Source organism: Streptomyces asiaticus (assembly GCF_018138715.1).
In the GTDB taxonomy this organism is placed as follows: Bacteria; Actinomycetota; Actinomycetes; order Streptomycetales; family Streptomycetaceae; genus Streptomyces; species Streptomyces asiaticus.
Window position 1 is genome coordinate 1,922,618 of the sequence record NZ_JAGSHX010000006.1, and the last position, 22,520, is coordinate 1,945,137.

General features: G+C 73.7%; 2 protein-coding genes. Both read left to right on the forward strand.

Annotation, left to right across the window (positions count from 1 at the left end; translation table 11 throughout):
- The first annotated feature begins 15 nt into the window (after window positions 1-15).
- The gene (locus KHP12_RS15830) at window positions 16-11,040 is read left to right on the forward strand and encodes a type I polyketide synthase (protein ID WP_211833081.1); all 11,025 of its coding nucleotides are present in this window, start codon (window positions 16-18) and stop codon (window positions 11,038-11,040) included.
- A 111-nt stretch (window positions 11,041-11,151) separates the two neighbouring features.
- Entirely contained in the window at window positions 11,152-22,503 is an 11,352-nt protein-coding gene (locus KHP12_RS51090; RefSeq protein ID WP_372455302.1) for an SDR family NAD(P)-dependent oxidoreductase, read from the forward strand.
- The last annotated feature ends 17 nt before the right edge of the window (window positions 22,504-22,520 follow it).

Sequence of the window (22,520 nt, forward strand, 5' to 3'; positions counted from 1 at the left end):
GGGGAGTGTACCTAGTTGTCCACAGTCGCCGATTCGCCATGGCATCACGATGTCCATGATTCGGTAGCGGTCATCGGTTTCTCTTGTCGTTTACCGGGGGCCCGGACGCCCGAGGAATTCTGGCGTCTGCTCAGCGAGGGCGCGAACGCGGTCACTCCCGTACCGGAAGATCGATGGGCTCCGCGTCAATCCGACGGCGGGTCCGGGGCCCGAGCCGAAGCGGAAGCCGAAGCGGGCACTGAATTCGGCGCGTTCCTCGACGAGGTCGACCACTTCGACGCCGACTTCTTCGGCATATCGCCGCGCGAGGCCGCCGCCATGGACCCCCAACAGCGGCTGATGCTCGAACTGGGCTGGGAAACCCTGGAGGACGCGGGCCTCACACCGGCCCGGCTCGCCCAAGGGCGGACGGGGGTGTTCGTCGGCGCCATCAACGACGACTACGCCACGCTGCTGCGGCGGCACGGCGGCGACTCCGCGGTCACCCATCACACCCTGACCGGCCTCCAGCGCGGCATGATCGCCAACCGGCTCTCCTATCTGCTGGGCACCCGGGGCCCCAGCATGGTGGTGGACTCGGGCCAGTCGTCCTCGCTGGTCGCGGTGCACACGGCCTGCCAGAGCCTGCGCGACGGCGAATGCGACACCGCGCTCGCGGGCGGGGTCCACCTCAATCTCGCGTACGACGGCGCGCTGAGCGCCGCACGCTTCGGCGGGCTCTCCCCCGACGGCACCTGCTACACCTTCGACGCCCGGGCCAATGGCTTCGTCCGCGGCGAGGGCGGCGGTCTTGTACTGCTCAAACCCCTCGCCCGCGCGCTCGCCGACGGCGACCGGATCCATGGGGTGCTGCGCGGCGGCGCGGTCAACAACGACGGCGGCGGGGACAGCCTCACCACCCCCAGCCGGACCGCCCAGGCGGAGGTGGTGCGCCGGGCGTACGCCGCGGCCGGGGTCGGCCCCGACGAGGTGCAGTACGTCGAACTGCACGGCACCGGCACACCCGTCGGCGACCCCGTCGAGGCGGCGGCGCTGGCCGAGGCGATCGGCGCCGCGCGGACGAAGGACCGGCCGCTGCTGGTGGGGTCCGCCAAGACGAACGTGGGCCATCTGGAAGGGGCCGCGGGGATCACCGGCCTGATCAAGGTCCTGCTCTCCCTGAAGGCGGCACATCTCCCGCCCAGCCTCAACTTCCGCTCCCCCAATCTCGCGATTCCGCTGGAGGAGTGGAATCTGCGGGTGCAGACCGAGCTGTCGGCGTGGCCGCACCCGGATGCGCCGCTGATCGCCGGGGTGTCGTCCTTCGGCGTCGGCGGGACCAACGCCCATGTCGTCGTGGAGCAGGCCCCGGTGGTCTCACTCGCCGAGGGCGCGGAAGCAAGCGTTGCGGGGGCGTGGGGTGGTGAGGTGCTGCCATGGGTCATCTCGGGCCGGACTCCGGCCGGGGTGCGGGCGCAGGCGGCACGGTTGCGGTCGTTCGCGGCGAGCGGTTCGGCGGGCGGCTGGGCGAACGACTCGGCGGGCGGTTCGGCGGGCGGCTCGGCGAACGACTCGGCGCGCGGCGATGTCTCCCCCGCCGACATCGGCTGGTCGCTCGCCGAGCACCGGACGGCCCTGGAGCACCGTGCCGTGGTGGTGGCCGGGGACCGCGATGCGTTCCTGGCCGGGCTGGACGCGCTGGCCTCCGGTGAGCCCTCCGCCCATGTGGTCAACGGGGTGGCCGGCGAGTCGGCGGCCGCCGGTCCGGTGTTCGTCTTCCCGGGGCAGGGCTCGCAGTGGGTGGGCATGGCCGCCGAACTGCTCGACGGCTCGCCCGTGTTCGCCGAATCCATCGGCCGCTGTGCCCGGGCCCTGGCCCCGCACACCGACTGGGACCTTCTCGACGTACTGCGGGACACCGAGGACGGCACCGCGCTGGAGCGCGCGGAGGTGCTGCAACCCGCGCTCTGGGCCGTGATGGTCTCGCTGGCCCAAGTGTGGCGTTCGCTCGGCGTCGTCCCGTCGGCCGTGGTGGGCCACTCGCAGGGTGAGATCGCGGCCGCGTGCGTGGCCGGAGCGCTGTCGCTGGAGGACGGTGCCCGGCTGATCGCCGTACGCAGCCGGATCGCGGCGGCCCTGATCGGCCGGGGCGGTCTCGCGTCCATCGGCGCGTCGGAGGAGCGGGCGGCCGAGCTGCTCGCGGACCGGGACGACGTATGGATCGCCGCGGTCAACGGCCCCGGTGCGACGGTGGTCGGGGGCAGCCCGGAGGGGCTGGCCGAGGTCACGGCCAGGGCGGAGGCCGCCGGGCTGCGCCATCGCCGGGTGGCCACGGCCTATGCCTCGCACACCCCGCATGTCGAGGCGATCCGCGAGGAGTTCCTGCGGCGCGCGGCACCGGTCGCGCCGCGCGCCGGGGACGTACCGATGTACTCGACCGTCACCACCGCCCCCATCGCGGGCGAGGCGCTGGACGCCGAGTACTGGTACCGCAACCTTCGCGAACAGGTCCGCTTCCACGACACCGTGCAGAACGTGATCGCCGACGGCAACTCCCTCTTCCTGGAGAGCAGTTCGCACCCCGTGCTCACCACCGCCGTCCAGGACACCGGCGGCCTCGCCGTCGGCACCCTGCGCCGGGGCGAGGGCGGCACGCGGCGGCTGCTGCTCTCGCTGGCCGAGCTGTGGGTGCGTGGAGCCGCCCCGGACTGGGCGCGGGTGTTCGCCGGGACCGGCGCCCGCCGGGCCGAGCTGCCCGGCCGTGCCTTCCAGCGGCGGCGCCACTGGTTCGGCACCGTGGCCTCTCCGGCGGCCACCGCGGGTGCCGCGAGCCTGGATGTGGTTCATCAGGTGCGGGCCCAGGCCGCCGCCGTCCTCGGACATACGACGGTGGCCGAACTCGACACCGGACGCACCTTCAAGGACCTCGGGTTCGACTCCATCTCGCTCAGCGATCTGTGCAACCGCGTCAACGCCGCGCTGGGCACCCGTCTGTCCCCCGCCGCGCTCTTCAGCCACCCGACCCCGGCCAGGCTCGCGGAACACCTCGCCGCCGCCCCCTCCTCGGCACCCACCCCGCAGGTCGCCACCGCCGCCGACGAGCCGATCGCCATCGTCGCGATGAGCTGCCGCCTCCCCGGTGGGGTGCGCTCCCCGGAGGACCTGTGGCGGCTGGTGGCGGACGGACGGGACGCCATCTCGCCGTTCCCGGACGACCGCGACTGGGATCTGGAACGGCTGCACGGCACCGAGGGCGCCGGCAGCAGCTTCGCCCGGAGCGGTGGATTCATCGACGGTGCCACGGACTTCGACGCCCGCTTCTTCGGCATCTCGCCGCGCGAGGCCCTGGCGATGGACCCCCAGCAGCGGCTGCTGCTGGAGACCTCCTGGGAGCTGCTGGAGCGCGCGGGCATCGCGCCCGACGCGCTGCGCGCCACCCGTACCGGTGTGTTCGTCGGCACCATGGACCAGGAGTACGGGCCACGGCTGCACGAGGCGCCGGAGGCGGTGGACGGCTATCTCCTCACCGGCAAGACCGCCAGTGTCGCCTCCGGCCGTATCGCCTATCTGCTCGGGCTCACCGGGCCCGCCATCACCCTGGACACCGCCTGCTCGTCATCGCTGGTGGCCCTGCATCTGGCGGTGCAATCACTGCGCCGAGGGGAGTCCTCGCTGGCCCTGGCCGGTGGGGTGACCGTCCTCAACACCCCGGGAATCTTCACCGAGTTCAGCCGCCAGGGCGGGCTGGCCCGCGACGGCCGCTGCAAGGCGTTCGCGGCCGGGGCCGATGGCACCGGAATGGCGGAGGGCGTCGGCATCCTGCTGGTGGAGCGGCTGTCCGACGCCCGCCGCAACGGCCATCGGGTGCTCGGCGTGATCCGTGGCACGGCGGTCAACCAGGACGGTGCCTCCAACGGCCTCACCGCGCCCAACGGCCGCTCCCAGGAGCAGGTGGTCCGGCAGGCGCTGGCGGACGCGGGGCTGTCGGCGTCCGACGTGGATGTGATCGAGGCGCACGGCACGGGCACGGCGCTCGGCGACCCGATCGAGGCACAGGCGCTGCTCGCCACGTACGGCCGGGACCGGCCCGCCGGCCGGCCCGCCCTGCTGGGGTCGGTGAAGTCCAACATCGGCCACACCCAGGCGGCGGCCGGAGTCGCGGGCGTCATCAAGGCGATCATGGCGATGCGCCACGGTGTCGTCCCCGCCACGCTGCATGTGGACGAGCCGACCCCGCATGTGGACTGGGCGTCCGGTGGTGTGGAGTTGGTGACGGAGGCCATGGGCTGGCCCGAGGCCGAACGGGCGCGACGGGCCGGAGTCTCGTCGTTCGGCATCAGCGGGACCAACGCCCATGTGGTCCTGGAGCAGGCCCCACCGGCCACCGCCCCCGCTCCCGCTCCCGTCGCTCATCCCGCCCATTCGCTCGTCGAGGCGGAGGGTGTGCTGCCGTGGGTGGTGTCGGGACGGTCGCCCGCCGCGCTGCGGGCGCAGGCGGCCCGGCTGGGTGCGTTCGCCGCCGCCTCCGACGCCACGCCGTCGGACATCGGGTGGGCGCTGGCGACGCAGCGGGCCGCCATGGAACACCGTGCGGTGGTGGTGGCCGGGGACCGGGACGGCTTCCTGGCCGGGCTGGACGCGATCGCCGCCGGGGAGCCCTCCGCCCATGTCGTGGCCGGGGTGTCCGGCGGGTCGACCGCCGGTCCGGTGTTCGTCTTTCCGGGGCAGGGGTCGCAGTGGGTGGGCATGGCAGCCGAACTGCTCTCCACTTCCTCGGCGTTCGCCGAGTCCATCGACCGCTGCGCCCAGGCGCTGGCCCCGCATATCGACTGGGAGCTGCTCGATGTGCTGCGGGCGACCGGGGATGACGCGGTGCTGGAGCGGGTGGATGTGGTCCAGCCCGCCCTCTGGGCCGTCATGGTGTCCCTCGCCCAGGTGTGGCGTTCGCTCGGCATCGAGCCCTCCGCCGTCATCGGCCACTCCCAGGGCGAGATCGCGGCCGCGTGTGTGGCCGGTGTGCTGACTCTGGAGGACGGCGCACGGCTCGTGGCGCTGCGCAGCCGCCTCATCGCGCGGGAACTGGCCGGACACGGCGGCATGGTCTCCCTCGCCACCTCCGCCGAGCAGGCACACGACCTGCTGACCGGCCGCGACGACGTCTGGATCGCGGCCGTCAACGGGCCCACCTCCACGGTCATCGCCGGGAGCCCCGCCGGACTCGCCGAGGCCACGGCAAAGGCCGAGGCCAGCGGGATCCGGACCCGTGCGATCGCCGTCGACTACGCGTCCCACACCCCGCACGTCGAACGCATCCGGGAGCAACTCCTCCAGCTCGCCGCGCCCATCACCCCCCGCACCGGCTACATCCCCCTGTACTCCACCGTCACCGCCACCCCCATCGACGGCCGCACCCTCGACGCCGAGTACTGGTACCGCAACCTTCACGAACCCGTCCGCTTCCACGACACACTGCGGACTCTGCTGGCCGACGGCCACACCCTCTACCTCGAAACCAGCCCCCACCCCGTCCTCACCACCGCCGTCGAGGAGACCGGCCACGCCGCCGACCAGCACCTCCTCGCCACCGGCACCCTGCGCCGTGACCAGGGTGGCGTCCGGCAGCTCCTCAGCGCCCTCGCCACCCTGTGGGCCCATGGCGTGACCCCCGACTGGGCGGCGGTGTTCGCACCCGGCGGCGCCACAGCCGTCGATCTGCCCACCTACGCCTTCCAGCGCGAGCGCTACTGGCTCGCGCCCGTCGGCCCCGCCTCCGCCGTACGGGTCGATCTGCCGTCCGCCACCGTGGCGGCCGAAGGGCCCGAGGCGCTCGACGGCTTCGCACGCCGGGTGGCCGACGCCGCCGAGGGCGCGCCACGGCTACGGGTGGTGCTGGACGAGGTGTGCCGCCACACGGCCGCCGTGCTGGGGCTGTCGTCGGTGGACGAGGTGGAGACGCGGAAGGTCTTCCGGGACCTCGGCTTCGACTCGCTGACCGCCGTGGAGTTGCGGAACCGGCTGGCCGTGGCCACGGGCGCGGCGCTCGCGCCGTCCGTCGTCTTCGACCATCCGACACCCCTGACGCTGGCCCGGCATCTGCTGGACCGGATCACGGGCGGGGACGCCGCCGAAGCGGGCTCGTACGCGCCGGGCGCCGTTGAGCCGGGCGCCGTTGAGCCGGTTGGGCCGGGGGCGGCCGCTCTGGACGAGCCCATCGCGATCGTGGCCACGAGCTGCCGTTTCCCCACGGGCGTACGGTCGCCCGAGGACCTGTGGCGGCTGCTGCTGTCCGACCAGGACACGCTCTCCGCGTTCCCGGCGGACCGTGGCTGGGATCTCGACACGCTGCGCCACCCCGACCCAGAACGCCCCGGCAGCAGCTATGTCCACCAGGGCGGATTCCTCCCGGACGCCGCCGACTTCGATGCCGACTTCTTCGGCATCTCGCCGCGCGAGGCGATCGCGATGGACCCCCAGCAGCGGCTGCTGCTCGAGACCTCCTGGGAGGCCCTGGAACACGCGGGCATCGACCCGCTGTCGCTGCGCGGCAGCCGCACCGGGGTGTTCATCGGCCTCGTACCGCACGGCTACGGCGGTGAGGGCGCCGACACCGAGGAGTCCGAGGGCTACCTCTTCACCGGAGCGGCGGGAAGCGTGGCATCGGGCCGGATCGCCTACAGCTTCGGGCTGACCGGACCGGCCGTCACGGTGGACACGGCGTGTTCGTCCTCGCTGGTGGCGCTGCATCTCGCCGTACAGGCGCTGCGCAACGGCGACTGCGGGATGGCGCTCGTGGGCGGCGTGTCGGTGATCTCCACACCGGGAGTGTTCACCGAGTTCAGCCATCAGCGCGGGCTCGCCCCCGACGGCCGCTGCAAGCCCTTCGCGGCGGCGGCGGACGGCACCGCGTGGGCGGAGGGCGTGGGCGTGCTGCTGGTCGAACGGCTGTCGGAGGCGCGCCGCAACGGCCACCAGGTGATGGCCGTCATCCGTGGCTCGGCGGTCAACCAGGACGGCGCCTCCAACGGCCTCACCGCGCCCAACGGCCCGTCCCAACAGGCGGTCATCCGGCAGGCGTTGGCGAACGCACGTCTCGCGCCGTCCGATGTCGATGTGATCGAGGCACACGGGACGGGTACGGCGCTGGGGGACCCCATCGAGGCACAGGCGCTGCTCGCCACGTACGGCCAGGGCCGATCCGCCGAACACCCGGCGCTGCTGGGCTCGATGAAGGCCCATGTCGGCCACACCGGCGCGGCGGCCGGGGTCGCGGGCATCATCAAGATGGTGCTGGCCATGCGCCACGGTGTCGTTCCCCGCACCCTGCATGTGGACGAGCCGACGCCGCATGTGGACTGGGGCTCCGGTGCGGTGCGGCTGGTGACGGAGACCACGGGCTGGCCCGAGGCCGAACGGGCGCGCCGCGCGGCGGTGTCGTCGTTCGGCGTCAGCGGCACCAACGCGCATGTGATCCTGGAAGCGGCCCCGACGGCGGACGCCACGTCTCCGTCCACGCCCACGGAGGGTGTGCTGCCGTGGGTGATCTCGGCGCGTTCGGAGGCCGCGCTACGGGCACAGGCAGCGCGGTTGCGCGCGTTCGCGGCCACGAGCGATCGGCATCTGGCCGATATCGGCTCGACGCTGGCACGGCATCGGGCCGCGCTGGAGCACCGCGCGGTGGTCGTGGCCGCCGACCGGGAGATCTTCCTGGCCGGGCTGGACGCCATCGCCACCGGCGAGCCCGCCGCCCATGTGGTCAGCGGCGTGGTTTCGGGCGAGCCGCCGTCCGGTGCGGTCTTCGTCTTTCCGGGTCAGGGGTCGCAGTGGGTGGGCATGGCAGCCGAACTGCTCTTCACTTCCTCGGCGTTCGCCGAGTCCATCGACCAATGCGCCCACGCTCTCGCTCCGCATATCGACTGGGATCTGCTCGCTGTACTGCGGGCGACCGGGGAGGAGGCGGCGCTGGAGCGGGTGGAGGTGGTCCAGCCCGCTCTCTGGGCCGTCATGGTGTCCCTCGCCCAGGTGTGGCGTTCGCTCGGTATCGAGCCCTCCGCCGTCATCGGCCACTCCCAGGGCGAGATCGCAGCCGCATGCGTCGCCGGTGCGCTGACACTCGAAGACGGCGCGCGGCTCGTGGCACTGCGCAGCCGCCTCATCGCCCAAGAACTCGCCGGCCACGGCGGCATGGTCTCCCTCACCGCCCCCGCCGACCAGGCACGCGAGCTGCTGACCGGCCACGACGACGTCTGGATCGCCACTGTCAACGGCCCGACCAGCACCGTCATCGCCGGGAGTCCCGCCGCGCTCACCGATGTCATGGCCCAAGCGGAGGCCACCGGCATCCGCGCCCGCGCGATCGCCGTCGACTACGCCTCCCACACGCCACACGTCGAACGCATCCGGGAACAGCTCCTCCAGCTCGCCGCGCCCATCACCCCCCGCCCCGGCGACATCCCCCTGTACTCCACCGTCACCGCCACCCCCATCGACGGCCGCACCCTCGACGCCGAGTACTGGTACCGCAACCTCCGCGAACCCGTCCGCTTCCACGACACACTGCGGAATCTCCTGGCCGACGGCCACACCCTCTACCTCGAAACCAGCCCCCACCCCGTCCTCACCACCGCCATCCAGGAAACCCACCCCAACGCCCACGCCACCGGCACCCTCCGCCGCGACCACGGCAACACCCAACAACTCCTCACCACCCTCGCCACCCTCTGGACCCACGGCCTCACCCCCAACTGGCCCACCCTCCTCACCCCCGACAACCCCACCCCCACCAACCTCCCCACCTACCCCTTCCAACGCCACCACTACTGGCTGGACACCGCTGCCCCGGCCCGGCGCCGCGCCAGCGCGACGACGGGCCCGGATCCGCACACCGGATTCTGGGAGGCCGTGGAGCGCGAGGATCTGGAAGGGCTGGCGCGGACTCTGCGACTGGAGGAATCGCGGGCGGAGTTGACGACCCTGCTGCCCGCGCTGTCGGCGTGGCATCGACGGCAGAGCGCGGCGTCCACGATGGACGCGTGGCGGTATCGCGAGGGCTGGAAGCCGTTGCCCGACACCACCGCGCCCGCGCTCTCCGGCGCCTGGCTGGTCGTCCTGGCACCCGACCAGAAGGGCGATGCGCTGTACGAGGCGATCACCACAGCCCTCAGCCGACACGGGGCCACGGTGGAAACGGTGGTCGTGGCGCCCGACGATCCGCGCCGCTGGGCCGACCCCCTCGCCGCCCTCACCGCACACACCACCACGCCCGTCGTCGGCGTGCTGTCGCTGCTCGCCCGTGACGAGGCCGCCGGATTGCACCGCACCCTGCGGCTGATCCAGGGCCTGGAGGCGGCGGGGCTGTTCGCACCGCTGTGGTGTGTCACCCAGGGCGCGGTGTCCGTCGGCGACCACGATCCGCTGACCGGCCCGGCGCAGGCGCTGGTGTGGGGTCTGGGCCGGGTGGCGGCGCAGGAACTCGCCACCCGCTGGGGCGGGTTGGTGGATCTGCCGCGGGAGCCGGACGAACGGACGACGGCCCGGCTGTGTGCCGTACTGGCCGCCGGTGGCCACGAGGACCAGGTCGCGGTCCGCGCCACCGGGATCCTCGGACGTCGTGTCGTCAGGGCGCCACGCCTCGGCGATGTGCTCGGCGACGGCTGGTGCCCCGGCCCGGGCACGGTCCTGATCACCGGTGGCACCGGCGCCCTCGGCAGCCAGGTGGCCCGTCGACTCGCGGCCCGTGGCGCCGAACACCTGCTGCTCGTCAGCCGCCGTGGGGACACCGCGCCGGGAGCGGCCGAGCTGGTGGCCGAGCTGACCGCCTCGGGAGCCGAGGCGACCGTGGCGGCCTGTGATGTCGGGGACGCCGGCGCGCTCCGCGCGCTTCTGGCGTCGATTCCGGCCGCGTACCCGCTGACCTCGGTGTTCCACACGGCGGCCGTCCTGGACGACGCCGCTATCACCGCCCTCACCTCCGAGCAGGTGGACCGCGTGCTGCGCGTCAAGGCCGATGCGGCGTGGCGGCTGCACGAGCTGACCCGGGACCTGGAGCTCTCCGCGTTCGTGCTGTTCTCCTCCCTGGCGGGCACCGTGGGCATGGTGGGTCAGGGCAACTACGCGCCCGCCAACGCCTACATGGACGCCCTGGCTCGCCACCGCCGCGCACAGGGGCTGGTGGCCACCTCCGTGGCATGGGGTTCCTGGGCACAGGGCGGTATGGCCGAACGGGACGCGGTGACCGAGCTGCGGCTGCGCCACGGCGTACCGCTGCTGCCGCCGGAGTCGGCGCTCCTCGCGCTGGAGGCGGCACTGGCGGACGACGAAACGGCCCTGGTGATCGCCGATATCGACTGGGACCGCTTCGCCCACGCCTACACCGCCGCCCGCCCCAGCCACCTCCTCGATGAGATCCCCGAGGCCCGGCGGGCGCTCGGCGCGGTCGCGGGTGCGGAGCCCGGGGCGCCGAGTGGCGGCGTCGGTACAAGCGGTACGGGCGGTACGGTGGCGGCTCTGCGCGACCGGCTCGCCGACGCCAATCCCGAGGAGCGCGAACGGCGACTCCTCGAGGCCGTGCGCGGCCAGGTGGCCGCCGTCCTCGGCCATGACTCGGCCGAGGCCGTGGGCACCAGGCGGCCGTTCCTGGAGCTCGGCCTGGACTCGGTGACGGCGGTGGAGCTGCGCAACCGGCTCGGGAGCGTCACGGGGCTCCGGCTGCCCGCCACCGTGATCTTCGACTTCCCGACCGTGACCGAGCTCGTCGACTATCTGTACGCACAGCTCTTCAGCGGCATCGACGACGCCCCGGACCCCGCCGGTCAAGCGGCCGCGGGTGACGGCACCGCCGAACTCGACGGTCTGGAACGACTGTTGGTGTCACTGCCGAGCGACGCCCCCGCCCGCTCCGAGATCGCCGATCGGCTGCGCCGGCTGCTCCGGTCCGCCGTGGACGCCATGGACTCCGTAGCCACCGTGGACACCGCCGAGGAGCCGGTGACGTCCGACGATCTCGAAGCGGCCACCAACGACGAGCTCTTCGACTACATCGAGAAGGAGTTCGGGATCTCCTGATCCCGTTCCCGCCCACCCCGCTGACCAGCCGGCCCTTCCGCCATACCCATACCCATACCCGTACCCACCTCTCACCGCCGACTCTTCGCATGGAGCCCCGACATGGACGATGTGCACAAGCTCCGCCACTATCTGACCCGGGTCACCGCGGAGCTCAAGGAGACGCGGGCGCAACTGCGGGTGGCGGAATCGGCAGCCGCCGAGCCCGTGGCGATCGTGGGGATGAGCTGCCGCTACCCCGGCGGAGTGGCCTCACCCGAGGCGCTGTGGGAGCTCGTCGAAGGCGGCGGGGACGCCATTTCCGGGTTCCCGGTCGACCGGGGCTGGGATCTGGCGGGGCTGGTGGACCCGGACGGCGAACGGCCGGGGACCTCGTACACCGCCGAGGGTGGATTCCTGCACACCGCGGGCGAGTTCGACGCCTCCTTCTTCGGCATCTCACCGCGCGAGGCCCTGGCGATGGATCCCCAGCAGCGGCTGCTGCTGGAGACCTCCTGGGAGCTGTTCGAGCGGGCGGGCATCGATCCGGAGTCACTGCGCTCCAGCCGGACCGGGGTGTTCATCGGCGCCAGCTTCCATGACTACGGCAGCAGGCTGCCCGCGATCCCGGAGGAGGTCGAGGGCCATGCCATGACCGGTGTCGCGGGCAGTGTCGTCTCCGGGCGTATCGCCTACACCTTCGGGCTGACCGGCCCGGCCCTCACCGTGGACACCGCGTGTTCGTCCTCGCTGGTGGCCATGCATCTGGGGGTGCGGGCGCTGCGCAACGGCGAGTGCGGGATGGCGGTCGTCGGCGGTGTCGCCGTGATGTCCACGCCGGATCTGTTCACCGAGTTCAGCAGGCAGCAGGGACTGGCCCGGGACGGCCGGTGCAAGGCGTTCTCCGCCGCCGCGGACGGCATGGGTGCGGCGGAGGGCGTGGGGCTGCTGCTGGTGGAACGGCTGTCCGACGCCCGCCGCAACGGCCACCAGGTGCTCGCCGTGATCCGGGGCACCGCGGTCAACCAGGACGGCGCCTCCAACGGCCTCACCGCGCCCAACGGCCCCGCCCAGCGGCGGGTGATCCAGGACGCGCTGGCCGACGCGGGCGTGGCCTCGTCCGAGGTGGATGTGATCGAGGCGCACGGGACCGGTACGGCGCTGGGCGACCCGATCGAGGCACAGGCGCTGCTCGCCACGTACGGCCAGGACCGGCCCGCCGAGCGCCCCGCGCTGCTGGGCTCGGTGAAATCCAACCTCGGCCACACCCAGGCCGCGGCGGGCGTGGCCGGCGTGATCAAGATGGTCATGTCGATGCGCCATGACGTGGTGCCGCGCACCCTGCATGTGGACGAGCCGACGCCGCATGTGGACTGGGACTCCGGTGCGGTGGAGCTGGTCACGGAGAACGCGCCGTGGCCCGAGGCCGAACGGGCACGCCGCGCGGCGGTGTCGTCGTTCGGCGTCAGCGGCACCAACGCCCATGTGATCCTCGAAGCGGCCCCGACGGCGGACGCCACGTCCCCGTCCACGCCCACGGAAGGTCTGCTGCCGTGGGTGATCTCGGCACGCTCCGAGACGGCGCTACGGGCGCAGGCAGCGCAATTGCTGACGTTCGCGGCCACGAGTGACCGGCACCTCGCCGACATCGGCTGGACGCTCGCACGGCACCGGGCCGCGCTCGAACACCGCGCGGTGGTCGTCGCCGCCGACCGGGACACCTTCCTGGCCGGGCTGGACGCCATCGCCACCGGCGAGCCCGCCGCCCACGTGGTCAGCGGCGTGGCCCCGGAAGAGCCACCGTCCGGTGCCGTCTTCGTCTTTCCGGGGCAGGGGTCGCAGTGGGTCGGCATGGCCGCAGAAATGCTCGACTCATCAGCGGTGTTCGCCGAGTCCATCGACCGGTGCGCCCAGGCCCTCGCCCCGCACATCGAGTGGAGTCTCCTCGACGTTCTGCGCGAGACCTCGGACGACAGCGTGCTGGAGCGGGTGGATGTGGTCCAGCCCGCCCTCTGGGCCGTCATGGTGTCCCTGGCCCAGGTGTGGCGTTCGCTCGGCATCGAGCCCTCCGCCGTCATCGGCCACTCACAAGGCGAGATCGCGGCCGCGTGTGTGGCCGGTGCGCTCTCGTTGGAGGATGGCGCACGGCTCGTGGCACTCCGCAGCCGCCTCATCGCCCAAGAGCTGGCAGGACACGGCGGAATGGTCTCCCTCGCCACGTCCACCGAGCAGGCGCGCGAGCTGCTGACCGGCCGCGATGACGTCTGGATCGCGGCCGTCAACGGGCCCACCTCCACCGTCATCGCCGGAACCCCGGGAGGGCTCGCCGAGGTGGCCGCCGCAGCCGAGAGCGCCGGGCTGCGCACCCGCACCATCCCGGTCGACTACGCGTCCCACACTCCGCACGTCGACCGCATCCGGGAGCAACTCCTCCAGCTCGCCGCGCCCATCACCCCCCGCACCGGCGACATCCCGCTGTACTCCACCGTCACCGCCACCCCCATCGACGGCGACACCCTCGACGCCGAGTACTGGTACCGCAACCTCCACGAACCCGTCCGCTTCCACGACACACTCCACACCCTCCACGCCGACGGCCACACCCTCTACCTCGAAACCAGCCCCCACCCCGTCCTCACCACCGCCATCCAGGAAACCAACGCGCACGCCATCCCCACCCTCCGCCGCGACCACGGTGGCGTCCAGCAACTCCTCACCACCCTCGCCACCCTCTGGACCCACGGCCTCACCCCCAACTGGCCCACCCTCCTCACCCCCAACACCACCACCCCCACCAACCTCCCCACCTACCCCTTCCAACGCCACCACTACTGGATTTCGGCGGCCGAGCGAGTCGGGGATCTCGCGGGCGCGGGGCTGTCCGTGGTGGGGCATCCGCTGGTGGCGGCCGGGGTGAGCATGGCCGAGGGCGGCGGGTTCGTGTTCACGGGCCGGATCTCCACCCGTACCCATCCATGGCTGGCCGACCACATGGTGCTGGACCGGGTCCTGGTGCCGGGCGCGGCCCTGCTGGAGCTCGTGCTGGGAGCCGGGCAGCACATGGGCGCCGATCGGCTGGACGAGCTGGTCCTGCACACCCCGCTGACCCTGCCGTCCGACGACGACACCGCCCTCGACATCCAGGTGGGCATCGACGCGGCGGACGAGCGGGGCGCGTACGCCGTACGGCTGCACTCCCGGCCGCACCGCCCGGACCGGGACGACGATCCGGCGGACTGGGTGTGTCATGCCACGGGGACGCTGACGGCGTCCGCGTCGGCGCCCGGCGACGAGCACATGGACACGGACGCGGAGCCGGAGGCCGACGCCCAGTGGCCGCCCACCGGCGCGGAGCCGGTGGACATCGACGCGTTCTACGAGCGGCTGGCGGACCATGGCTACGGCTACGGCCCGGTGTTCCAGGGCGTGCGTGCCGTATGGCGCCGGGGCGAGGAGCTGTTCGCCGAGGTGCGGCTGCCGGAGTCGGCCGCCGGTGACGCGGACCGGTTCGGTGTGCATCCGGCGCTGGTGGACGCGGCGTTGCAGACGCGGCTTGTGGGGCTCCTGGAGGGCGAGACGGAGCGGATGATGCCGCTGTCGTTCTCCGGGGCGCGGCTGCATGCCACGGGCGCGACCGTCGCCCGGGTGCGGACGGCGCCCACGGGGCCGGGCGGGATCTCGGTGCGGATGACGGACCTCGCCGGTCTGCCGATCCTCACCGTCGACGAGGTGGTCTCACGGCCACTGTCGGCCGACGCGCTGACGATGGCCACCGGGACGGCTCCGGACGCGCTCTTCGAGGTCACGTGGACGCCGCTGCCTCTCCGGCCGGTCGAGGCCACGGAGCCCATGGCGGTGCTCGGCACTGCCCTGCCCGACGCCCCCGACGACTCCGATGCCCCCGACGCACCCGTCCATACGGATGTGGCCGCGCTTCTCGCCGCCGTACGCACCGGTGTACCCCTGCCCCCGCTGGTGGTGTTCCCCGCCCTCCCGGCGCAAGCCCCGGACGGGGTGCCCGCCGCCGGCCGGGACCGGTTGGCGGCCGTGCTGGCGACGGTACGGGAGTGGCTGAGCCATCCCGAACTCGACGGCACCCGGCTCGCGTTGGTGACCCGGGGCGCGGTGGCCGCTTTCCCGGGTGAGCGGGCCGAGCTGACGCTGGCCGGGGTGCGGGGGCTGTGGCGTTCGGTGTGCTCGGAGCACCCGGGCCGGTTCGCACAGGTGGATCTGGACGGTGCACCCGAGTCCATGGCCGCGCTGACCGCCGCCCTCGCCACCGGTGAGCCCGAACTCGTGGTGCGCGCCGGAGCGGTGTCCGTACCCCGGCTGGGCCGGGTCTCACCGGCGGACGCCGGACTGCCGGCGGCCCCCGAAGGGGCCTGGAGCCTGGACCTGGACACCGGCGGCACCCTGGAGGGGCTGCGGCTCATGCCCGCTCCGGGTGTCGAGGGGCCCCTGGCCCCGGGCCAGGTGCGGATCGCGGTACGCGCCACGGGCGTCAACTTCCGTGATGTCCTCGCCGCGTTGGGCGTCGTCCCCAGCGGTGGGCCCAGCGGCGAGCCCGGCGTCGGACCCGGCGTTGGCCCCGGCGGCGAGGGGCTCTTCGCGGCCGAGGGCGCCGGTGTGGTGCTGGAGGTCGGCCCCGGTGTCGACGGCCTCGCGGTGGGCGACCGGGTGATGGGGCTGGTGTCGGGCGCGTACGCGGGCCCCGTGGCGGTGGCCGACGCCCGGATGGTCGTGCGGATACCCCACGGCTGGACGTTCCCGCAGGCGGCTTCGGTGCCCGCGGTGTTCCTGACCGCGTACTACGCCCTGGTCGAGCTGGCCCGGGTGCGCGCGGGCGAGTCGGTTCTGGTGCACGCCGCCGCGGGTGGCGTGGGGATGGCGGCGGTACGGCTGGCGCGCCATCTCGGGGTCGAGGTGTACACCACCGCGAGCGAGCCGAAGTGGCCCGTGGTGCACGGCATGGGCGTTCCGGCCGAGCGGGTGGCGTCCTCGCGCACCCTGGAGTTCGCCGACCGCTTCCTGACCGCGACCGATGGCCGGGGCGTCGATGTCGTACTGAACTGTCTGGCCGGGGAGTTCATCGACGCCTCGCTGACACTGCTGCCGCGCGGCGGCCGGTTCATCGAGATGGGCAAGACGGACGTCCGGGACGCCGATGAGGTGGCCGCGCGATGGCCGGGCGTCGGCTATCGGGCGTTCGACCTCGCCGAGGCCGGGGCGGAGCGGCTGGGCGCGATGCTGGCCCATCTCGCCGAGCTGTTCGAGGCGGGTGTGCTGGCACCGCTGCCGGTGACGGCGTGGGACACCCGCCGGGCGCGCGAGGCGTTCCGCCACGTCAGCCAGGCGCGCCACACCGGGAAGGTGGTGCTCACCCCGCCCCGGGACGCGATCGACGGCACCGTGCTGATCACCGGTGGCACGGGGGTCATCGGCTCGGCGGTGGCCCGGCATCTGGTCACCCGCCATGGCGTCACCGACCTCGTCCTCGTCGGCCGCCGGGGCCCGGAGGCCCCTGGCGCCCGCGAACTCATCGCGGAGCTGTCAGAGTCGGGTGCCACAGCCCGGGTGGTGGTGTGTGATGTGTCCGACCGCACCGCGCTGGGCACGCTGCTGGACGGCCTGCCGGAGCTGCGCGGTGTGGTGCACGCGGCCGGGGTGCTGGACGACGGTGTGGTCTCCGCGCTGACCCCCGAGCGGCTGGACACCGTGCTGCGCCCCAAGGCGGACGCGGCCTGGTATCTGCACGAGCTGACCCGGGACCGGGACCTGGCGCTGTTCGCGCTCTTCTCCTCCGCCGCCGGGGTACTGGGCTCGGCGGGCCAGGGCAACTACGCGGCCGCCAACGCGTTTCTGGACGCCCTCGCCCGGCACCGCCGCGACCAGGGCCTGCCCGCACACGCCCTCGCCTGGGGCCTGTGGGACGAACGCGGCGCGATGACCGGTGGCCTGGGCGCCACCGACCTGGACCGGATGCGCCGTCAGGGCGTACGGCCGCTCACCACCGACCAGGGGCTGGCGCTCTTCGACGCGGCCATACGGGCGCCCCGCGCGCTCAGCGTTCCGGTGCGGCTGGACGTGGCCGCCCTGCGCCGCCACGGCGAGCCCGCGCCGCTGCTGCGCGGGCTGGTCCGTACGACGACGGTCCGGCGCGGCGCCGCCAACACGGCCACCGGCGGCGGGCTGCGGGACCGCCTGGCCGCGCTGCCCCCGGCGGACCGCGCGCGCACGCTGAGCGACCTCGTACGGGCCCAGTCCGCCGTGGTGCTCGGGCATACGGACGGTGACGCGATGGCCGAGGACCGCTCCTTCAGGGACCTGGGCTTCGACTCGCTGACCGCCGTGGAGCTGCGCAACCGGCTCGGTACGGCCACCGGGCTACGGCTTCCCGTGACCACCGTCTTCGACCATCCGACCCCGGCCGCGCTGGTGGCCGAGCTGCTGCGACTGCTGGTGCCGGAGAGCGAAGCCACCGTCACCCCCACCCTTGCGGCGGTGGCCGCCGATGACGACGACCCGATCGCGATCGTCGGGATGAGCTGCCGCTTCCCCGGCGGGGTGCGCTCGCCCGAGGAGCTGTGGCGCCTGCTCGCCGAAGGCCGGGACGCCATCGGCCCCTTCCCCGACGACCGCGGCTGGCACGCCGAGCTGGGTCGCCCCGGCACGCCCGGGACCCATGCGCCGGCCGGTGGCTTCCTGTACGACGCGGCCGACTTCGACGCCGAGTTCTTCGGCATCTCGCCCCGGGAGGCGCTGGCCACGGACCCCCAGCAGCGGCTGCTGCTGGAGACCACATGGGAGGCGTTCGAACACGCGGGCATCGACCCCACCGCGCTGCGCGCCACCCCGACCGGGATCTTCGCGGGGCTGATCTACCACGACTACGCCACGCGCTTCCCCGAGCAGTTGGCCGACGGCTTCGAGGGCTATCTCGGCAACGGCAGCGCGGGCAGCGTGGCCACCGGCCGGGTGGCCTACACCCTCGGGCTCGAAGGCCCGGCCATCACCGTGGACACCGCGTGCTCCTCGTCCCTGGTGGCGCTGCACCTGGCCGCGCAGGCGGTACGGCGGGGCGAATGCGGCCTCGCGGTGGCCGGTGGGGTGACGGTCATGTCGACCCCGCGGCCGATCGTGGAGTTCAGCCGGGTCGGCGGGCTCGCTCCCGACGGGCGCTCCAAGGCGTTCGCCGCCGAGGCCGACGGGATGGGCTTCGCCGAGGGCGTCGGCATGCTGGTGGTCGAGCGGCTGTCCGACGCCCGCCGCCACGGCCACCGGGTGCTGGCGCTGCTCCGGGGCTCCGCGCTCAACCAGGACGGCGCGTCCAACGGCCTCACCGCGCCCAGCGGCCCGGCCCAACAGCGCGTCATTCGGCAGGCGTTGGCGAACGCGAGGCTCACGGCGGCCGATGTGGACGTGGTCGAGGCGCATGGCACGGGGACGTCGCTGGGCGACCCGATCGAGGCGCGGGCGCTGCTCGCCACGTACGGCCGGGCCCGGCCCGCCGACCGGCCGGTGGTGCTGGGCTCGGTGAAGTCCAACCTCGGCCACACCCAGGCGGCGGCCGGGGTCGCGGGCGTCATCAAGATGGTGCTGGCCCTGCGCCACGGCGTCGTACCCCGCACCCTGCACGCCGAACGCCCCACCGAGCGGGTGGACTGGACGGCCGGTGCGCTGCGGCTGGCCGCGGAGAACGAGGAGTGGCCCTCGGCCGGTGCGCCGCGGCGCGGCGCGGTGTCGTCGTTCGGGATCAGTGGCACCAACGCCCATGTGATCCTGGAGGAGGCGCCGGAGGCCGCCATCGCCGCTGAGCCGACGCCGGTCGCGGTGCCGTGGGTGCTCTCGGCGAAGAGCGCCGACAGCCTGCGCGACCAGGCCCGCAGGCTGCGGGAGCGGCTGGCCGCCGAACCGGAGCTGGCGCCCGTCGACGTGGCCCGCTCGCTGCTGTCCCGGGCCGTCTTCGGCCGGCGCGCCGTGGTGATCGGCCGCACCCGGGAGGACTTCCTGGACCGACTGGCGGCGCTCGGCCGCGGCGAACCGGCCACCGGTGTGGTGCGGAGTGTGTCCATGGACCGGTCCGTGGACGCCGACCGGTCGGGGCCGGTGTTCGTCTTCCCCGGGCAGGGCTCGCAGTGGGCCGGGATGGCGGCCGGACTCCTCGACGCCTCGACGGAGTTCGCCGCGGCGTTCGACGAGTGCGCCCGGGCGCTGGCCCCGTATGTGGAGTGGTCGCCGCTCGATGTGGTGCGCGGACGCCCGGGCGTGCCGTCGCCGGACCGGGTCGATGTGGTGCAGCCGGTGCTGTGGGCGGTCATGGTGTCCCTGGCGCGGGTGTGGCGGTCCCATGGGGTCGAGCCCGCCGCGGTGGTGGGGCATTCGCAGGGCGAGCTGGCGGCGGCGTGTGTCGCGGGGGTGCTCTCGCTGGAGGACGCCGCCCGCGTCGTCGCGCTGCGCAGCCGGCTGATCGGGAGCGAACTGGCGGGCCGGGGCGGCATGGTCTCGCTGCCCGTGCCGGTGGACGAGGCCGGGAGGCTGGTGGCGCCCTGGGCCGAGCGGCTCTGCGTGGCCACCGTGAACGGGCCCGGTTCGACCGTGGTCGCCGGGGACGCGGCGGCGCTGGACGAGTTGATGGCGGCGTGTGAACGGGACGGGGTGCGGGCGCGCCGCATCCCGGTGGACTACGCCTCGCACACCCCGCAGGTCGAACGGATCCGTGAGCGGCTGCTGGAGCTGGCCGCGCCCATCACACCCCGCCCCGGCGAGGTGCCGATGTACTCGACGGTGACCGGCGCCCTCCTCGACGGCGCGAGTGCCGACGCGGAGTACTGGTACCGGAACCTCCGCGAGACCGTGCGGTTCGAGCAGGCGACCCGCGCCCTGGCCGACGCCGGACACACGGTGTTCATCGAGGTGAGCCCGCATCCGGTGCTGGTCCCCGGGATCGAGCAGACGGTCGAGGAGCGGATCGAGCGGACGCCGCGGGGTGCTCCGGCAGACCGCGCGGCCGTGGTGGTGGGCACGCTGCGGCGGGACGAGGGCGGCCGGGAGCGGCTGCTCACGGCGCTCGCGGAGCTGTTCGTGGCCGGCGGCGAGGTGGCGTGGGCGAACGCGTTCGAAGGCGGGCGGCCCGTCGATCTGCCGACGTACGCGTTCCGCGCGCGGCGGTACTGGCTGGACGCGCCCGAGCGCACCGGGGACGTGGGCGGCGCCGGGCTCACGGCGGTGAACCATCCGCTGCTGGCGGGGGCGGTGGCCCCGGCCGAGAGCGACACGGTGCTGTTCACCGCGCGGCTGTCGCAGACCACTCACCGCTGGCTCGCCGACCACGCGGTGCTGGGCGGAGTGGTGCTGCCGGGCAGTGTGTTCCTCGACTGGGCGCTGTACGCGGGGCGTACGGTCGGCTGCCCGCACCTGCCCGAACTCACCCTCCAGGAGCCGCTGTTCCTCCCCGCCACCGAGGCGGTGCACCTCCAGATACAGGTGGGCGAGCCCGACGAGGAGGGCCGGCGGGAGCTCACCGTGCACTCCCGCCGCGAGTCGGCCGAGGACATGGCAGCGGGCTGGACGTGCCATGTGCGGGCCCTCGTGGCACCGGGTCCGGCGAGCCCGGGGCAGGCTCAGGGGCAGGAGGGCGGTGGCACGGCCGCGTTCGCCGAGATGGCGGCCGTCTGGCCGCCGCCCGGTGCCCGTGCCGTCGACCTGACGGGCTTCTACGACCGGCTCGCGTCCAACGGCTTCGACTACGGCCCGGCCTTCCGCGGTCTGCGGACGGCCTGGCGGCGCGACGGGGAGGTCTTCGCCGAGGTGGCCCTGGGCGAGGGGTCCGGTGGTGGACCTGTGGACGGCTTCGCGCTGCACCCCGCGCTGCTCGACACCGCCCTGCACGCGATCGGCCTCGGCGGGTTCTTCGACCAAACGGAGTCGGCGGGCGCGCCGATCCGGATGCCGTTCTCCTGGACCGGTGTCCGGCTGTACGCCGCCCCGGACACCGCCCCGCCCGCCACCGTACGGGTGCGGCTGTCCGCCGTCGGCCCGGATGCCGTCGGTGTCCATCTCACGGGCGACGACGGTCAACCGCTCGCACACATCGCCGAGTTGACGCTGCGGCCGGTGTCCGCGGACCGGTTGCGGGCGGCCGCGGAAGAGCGTGCGGCCCGTCCCGTACGGCGCGAACGGCCGGGCCCCCGGCCGCAGGACACCGCCGCCGCCCAGCGCGTCCTGGACGCCGCGCCCGAGGACCGGGAGCGGTTGCTGGCGGGCCTCGTCCGGGAACAGCTGCGCGCGGTGCTCCACCACGAGGCGGACGCGGAGATCGGCCCGGACACCGAGTTCCTGGCGCTCGGCATGGACTCGGTGCGCGGGATCGATCTGCGCGACCGGCTCGCCACGCTGCTCGGGATCCGGCTGTCGGCCACGGCGACGTTCGAGCACTCGACCGTGGACCGGCTCGCCGGGCACCTGGCCACGCTGGTGGACAGCCGGGCCGCCATCCGGCCGAGCGCGCCCGTGGCGGATGACACCACGTCCCAGGAGCAGACCGCGCCGGACGGCTCCGCGCCGCATGGCTCCGCGCCGCCACCGTCCGCCGTCGAGCTGGAGCTGGCCAAGGCCACCGCGGCCCCGGAGTCGGACCCCTACGACAGCCTCACCACCCTCTACCACCAGGCGTACGCCAGCGGCCGGGCCCAGTCGGTGGGCATGGCGCTCATCCAGGCCGCGGGCCGGCTCCGGCCCTCCTTCACCGCCGAGGGCGCCGCCGACCACATCCTCCCGCCGGTGAGGATGGCGAGTGGCGACGGCACCCGGGCCACGCTGGTGTGTCTGCCCGCCATCACCGCCACCGCCGGACCGATCCAGTACGGGATGATGGCGCAGATGTTCGAGGGCAGGCGGGATGTGCTCTCGCTGGTCAACCCCGGCTACCTCGAAGGCGAGTTGGTGGCCGACAGCTTCGACGCCCTGATCGAACTGCACCTCCACCAGCTGCGCGCGGCCATCGGCGCCGAGGCTTACGTCCTGGTCGGTCACTCCATGGGCGGGCTGCTCGCCTACGCCCTGGCGGAGCGGGCCGAACGGGCGGGGCTGCCGCCCGGCGCGGTCGTGCTGCTCGACACCTTCGAGGCCACCCATCAGTTCTCCGAGAAGACCCACATCGCGCTGAACGAGGGCCTGGACTCCCGGGAACAGCTGCTCGGCGACTTCGCGCTGACCGGCGCGAAGCTCTCGGCGAGCGGGCGCTACAACGCGCTGCTGATGGAGGAGTGCGCCCTGCGGCCCGTCCAGAGCCCGACGTTCTTCCTCAGCGCGGCCGAGCCCATGCCCCACCAGGACGAGGGGTTCGAGGGCGACGCGTGGCGCGCGGTCTGGCCCTTCCCGCACACCGCCCGGGCCACCCCGGGAGACCACTTCACGATCATGGAGCACCACCTCCCCGAGACCACCGAGGCCATCGAGAACTGGCTCACCGAACGGGGTCTGTGACCGCGTCCGCCTGCGAC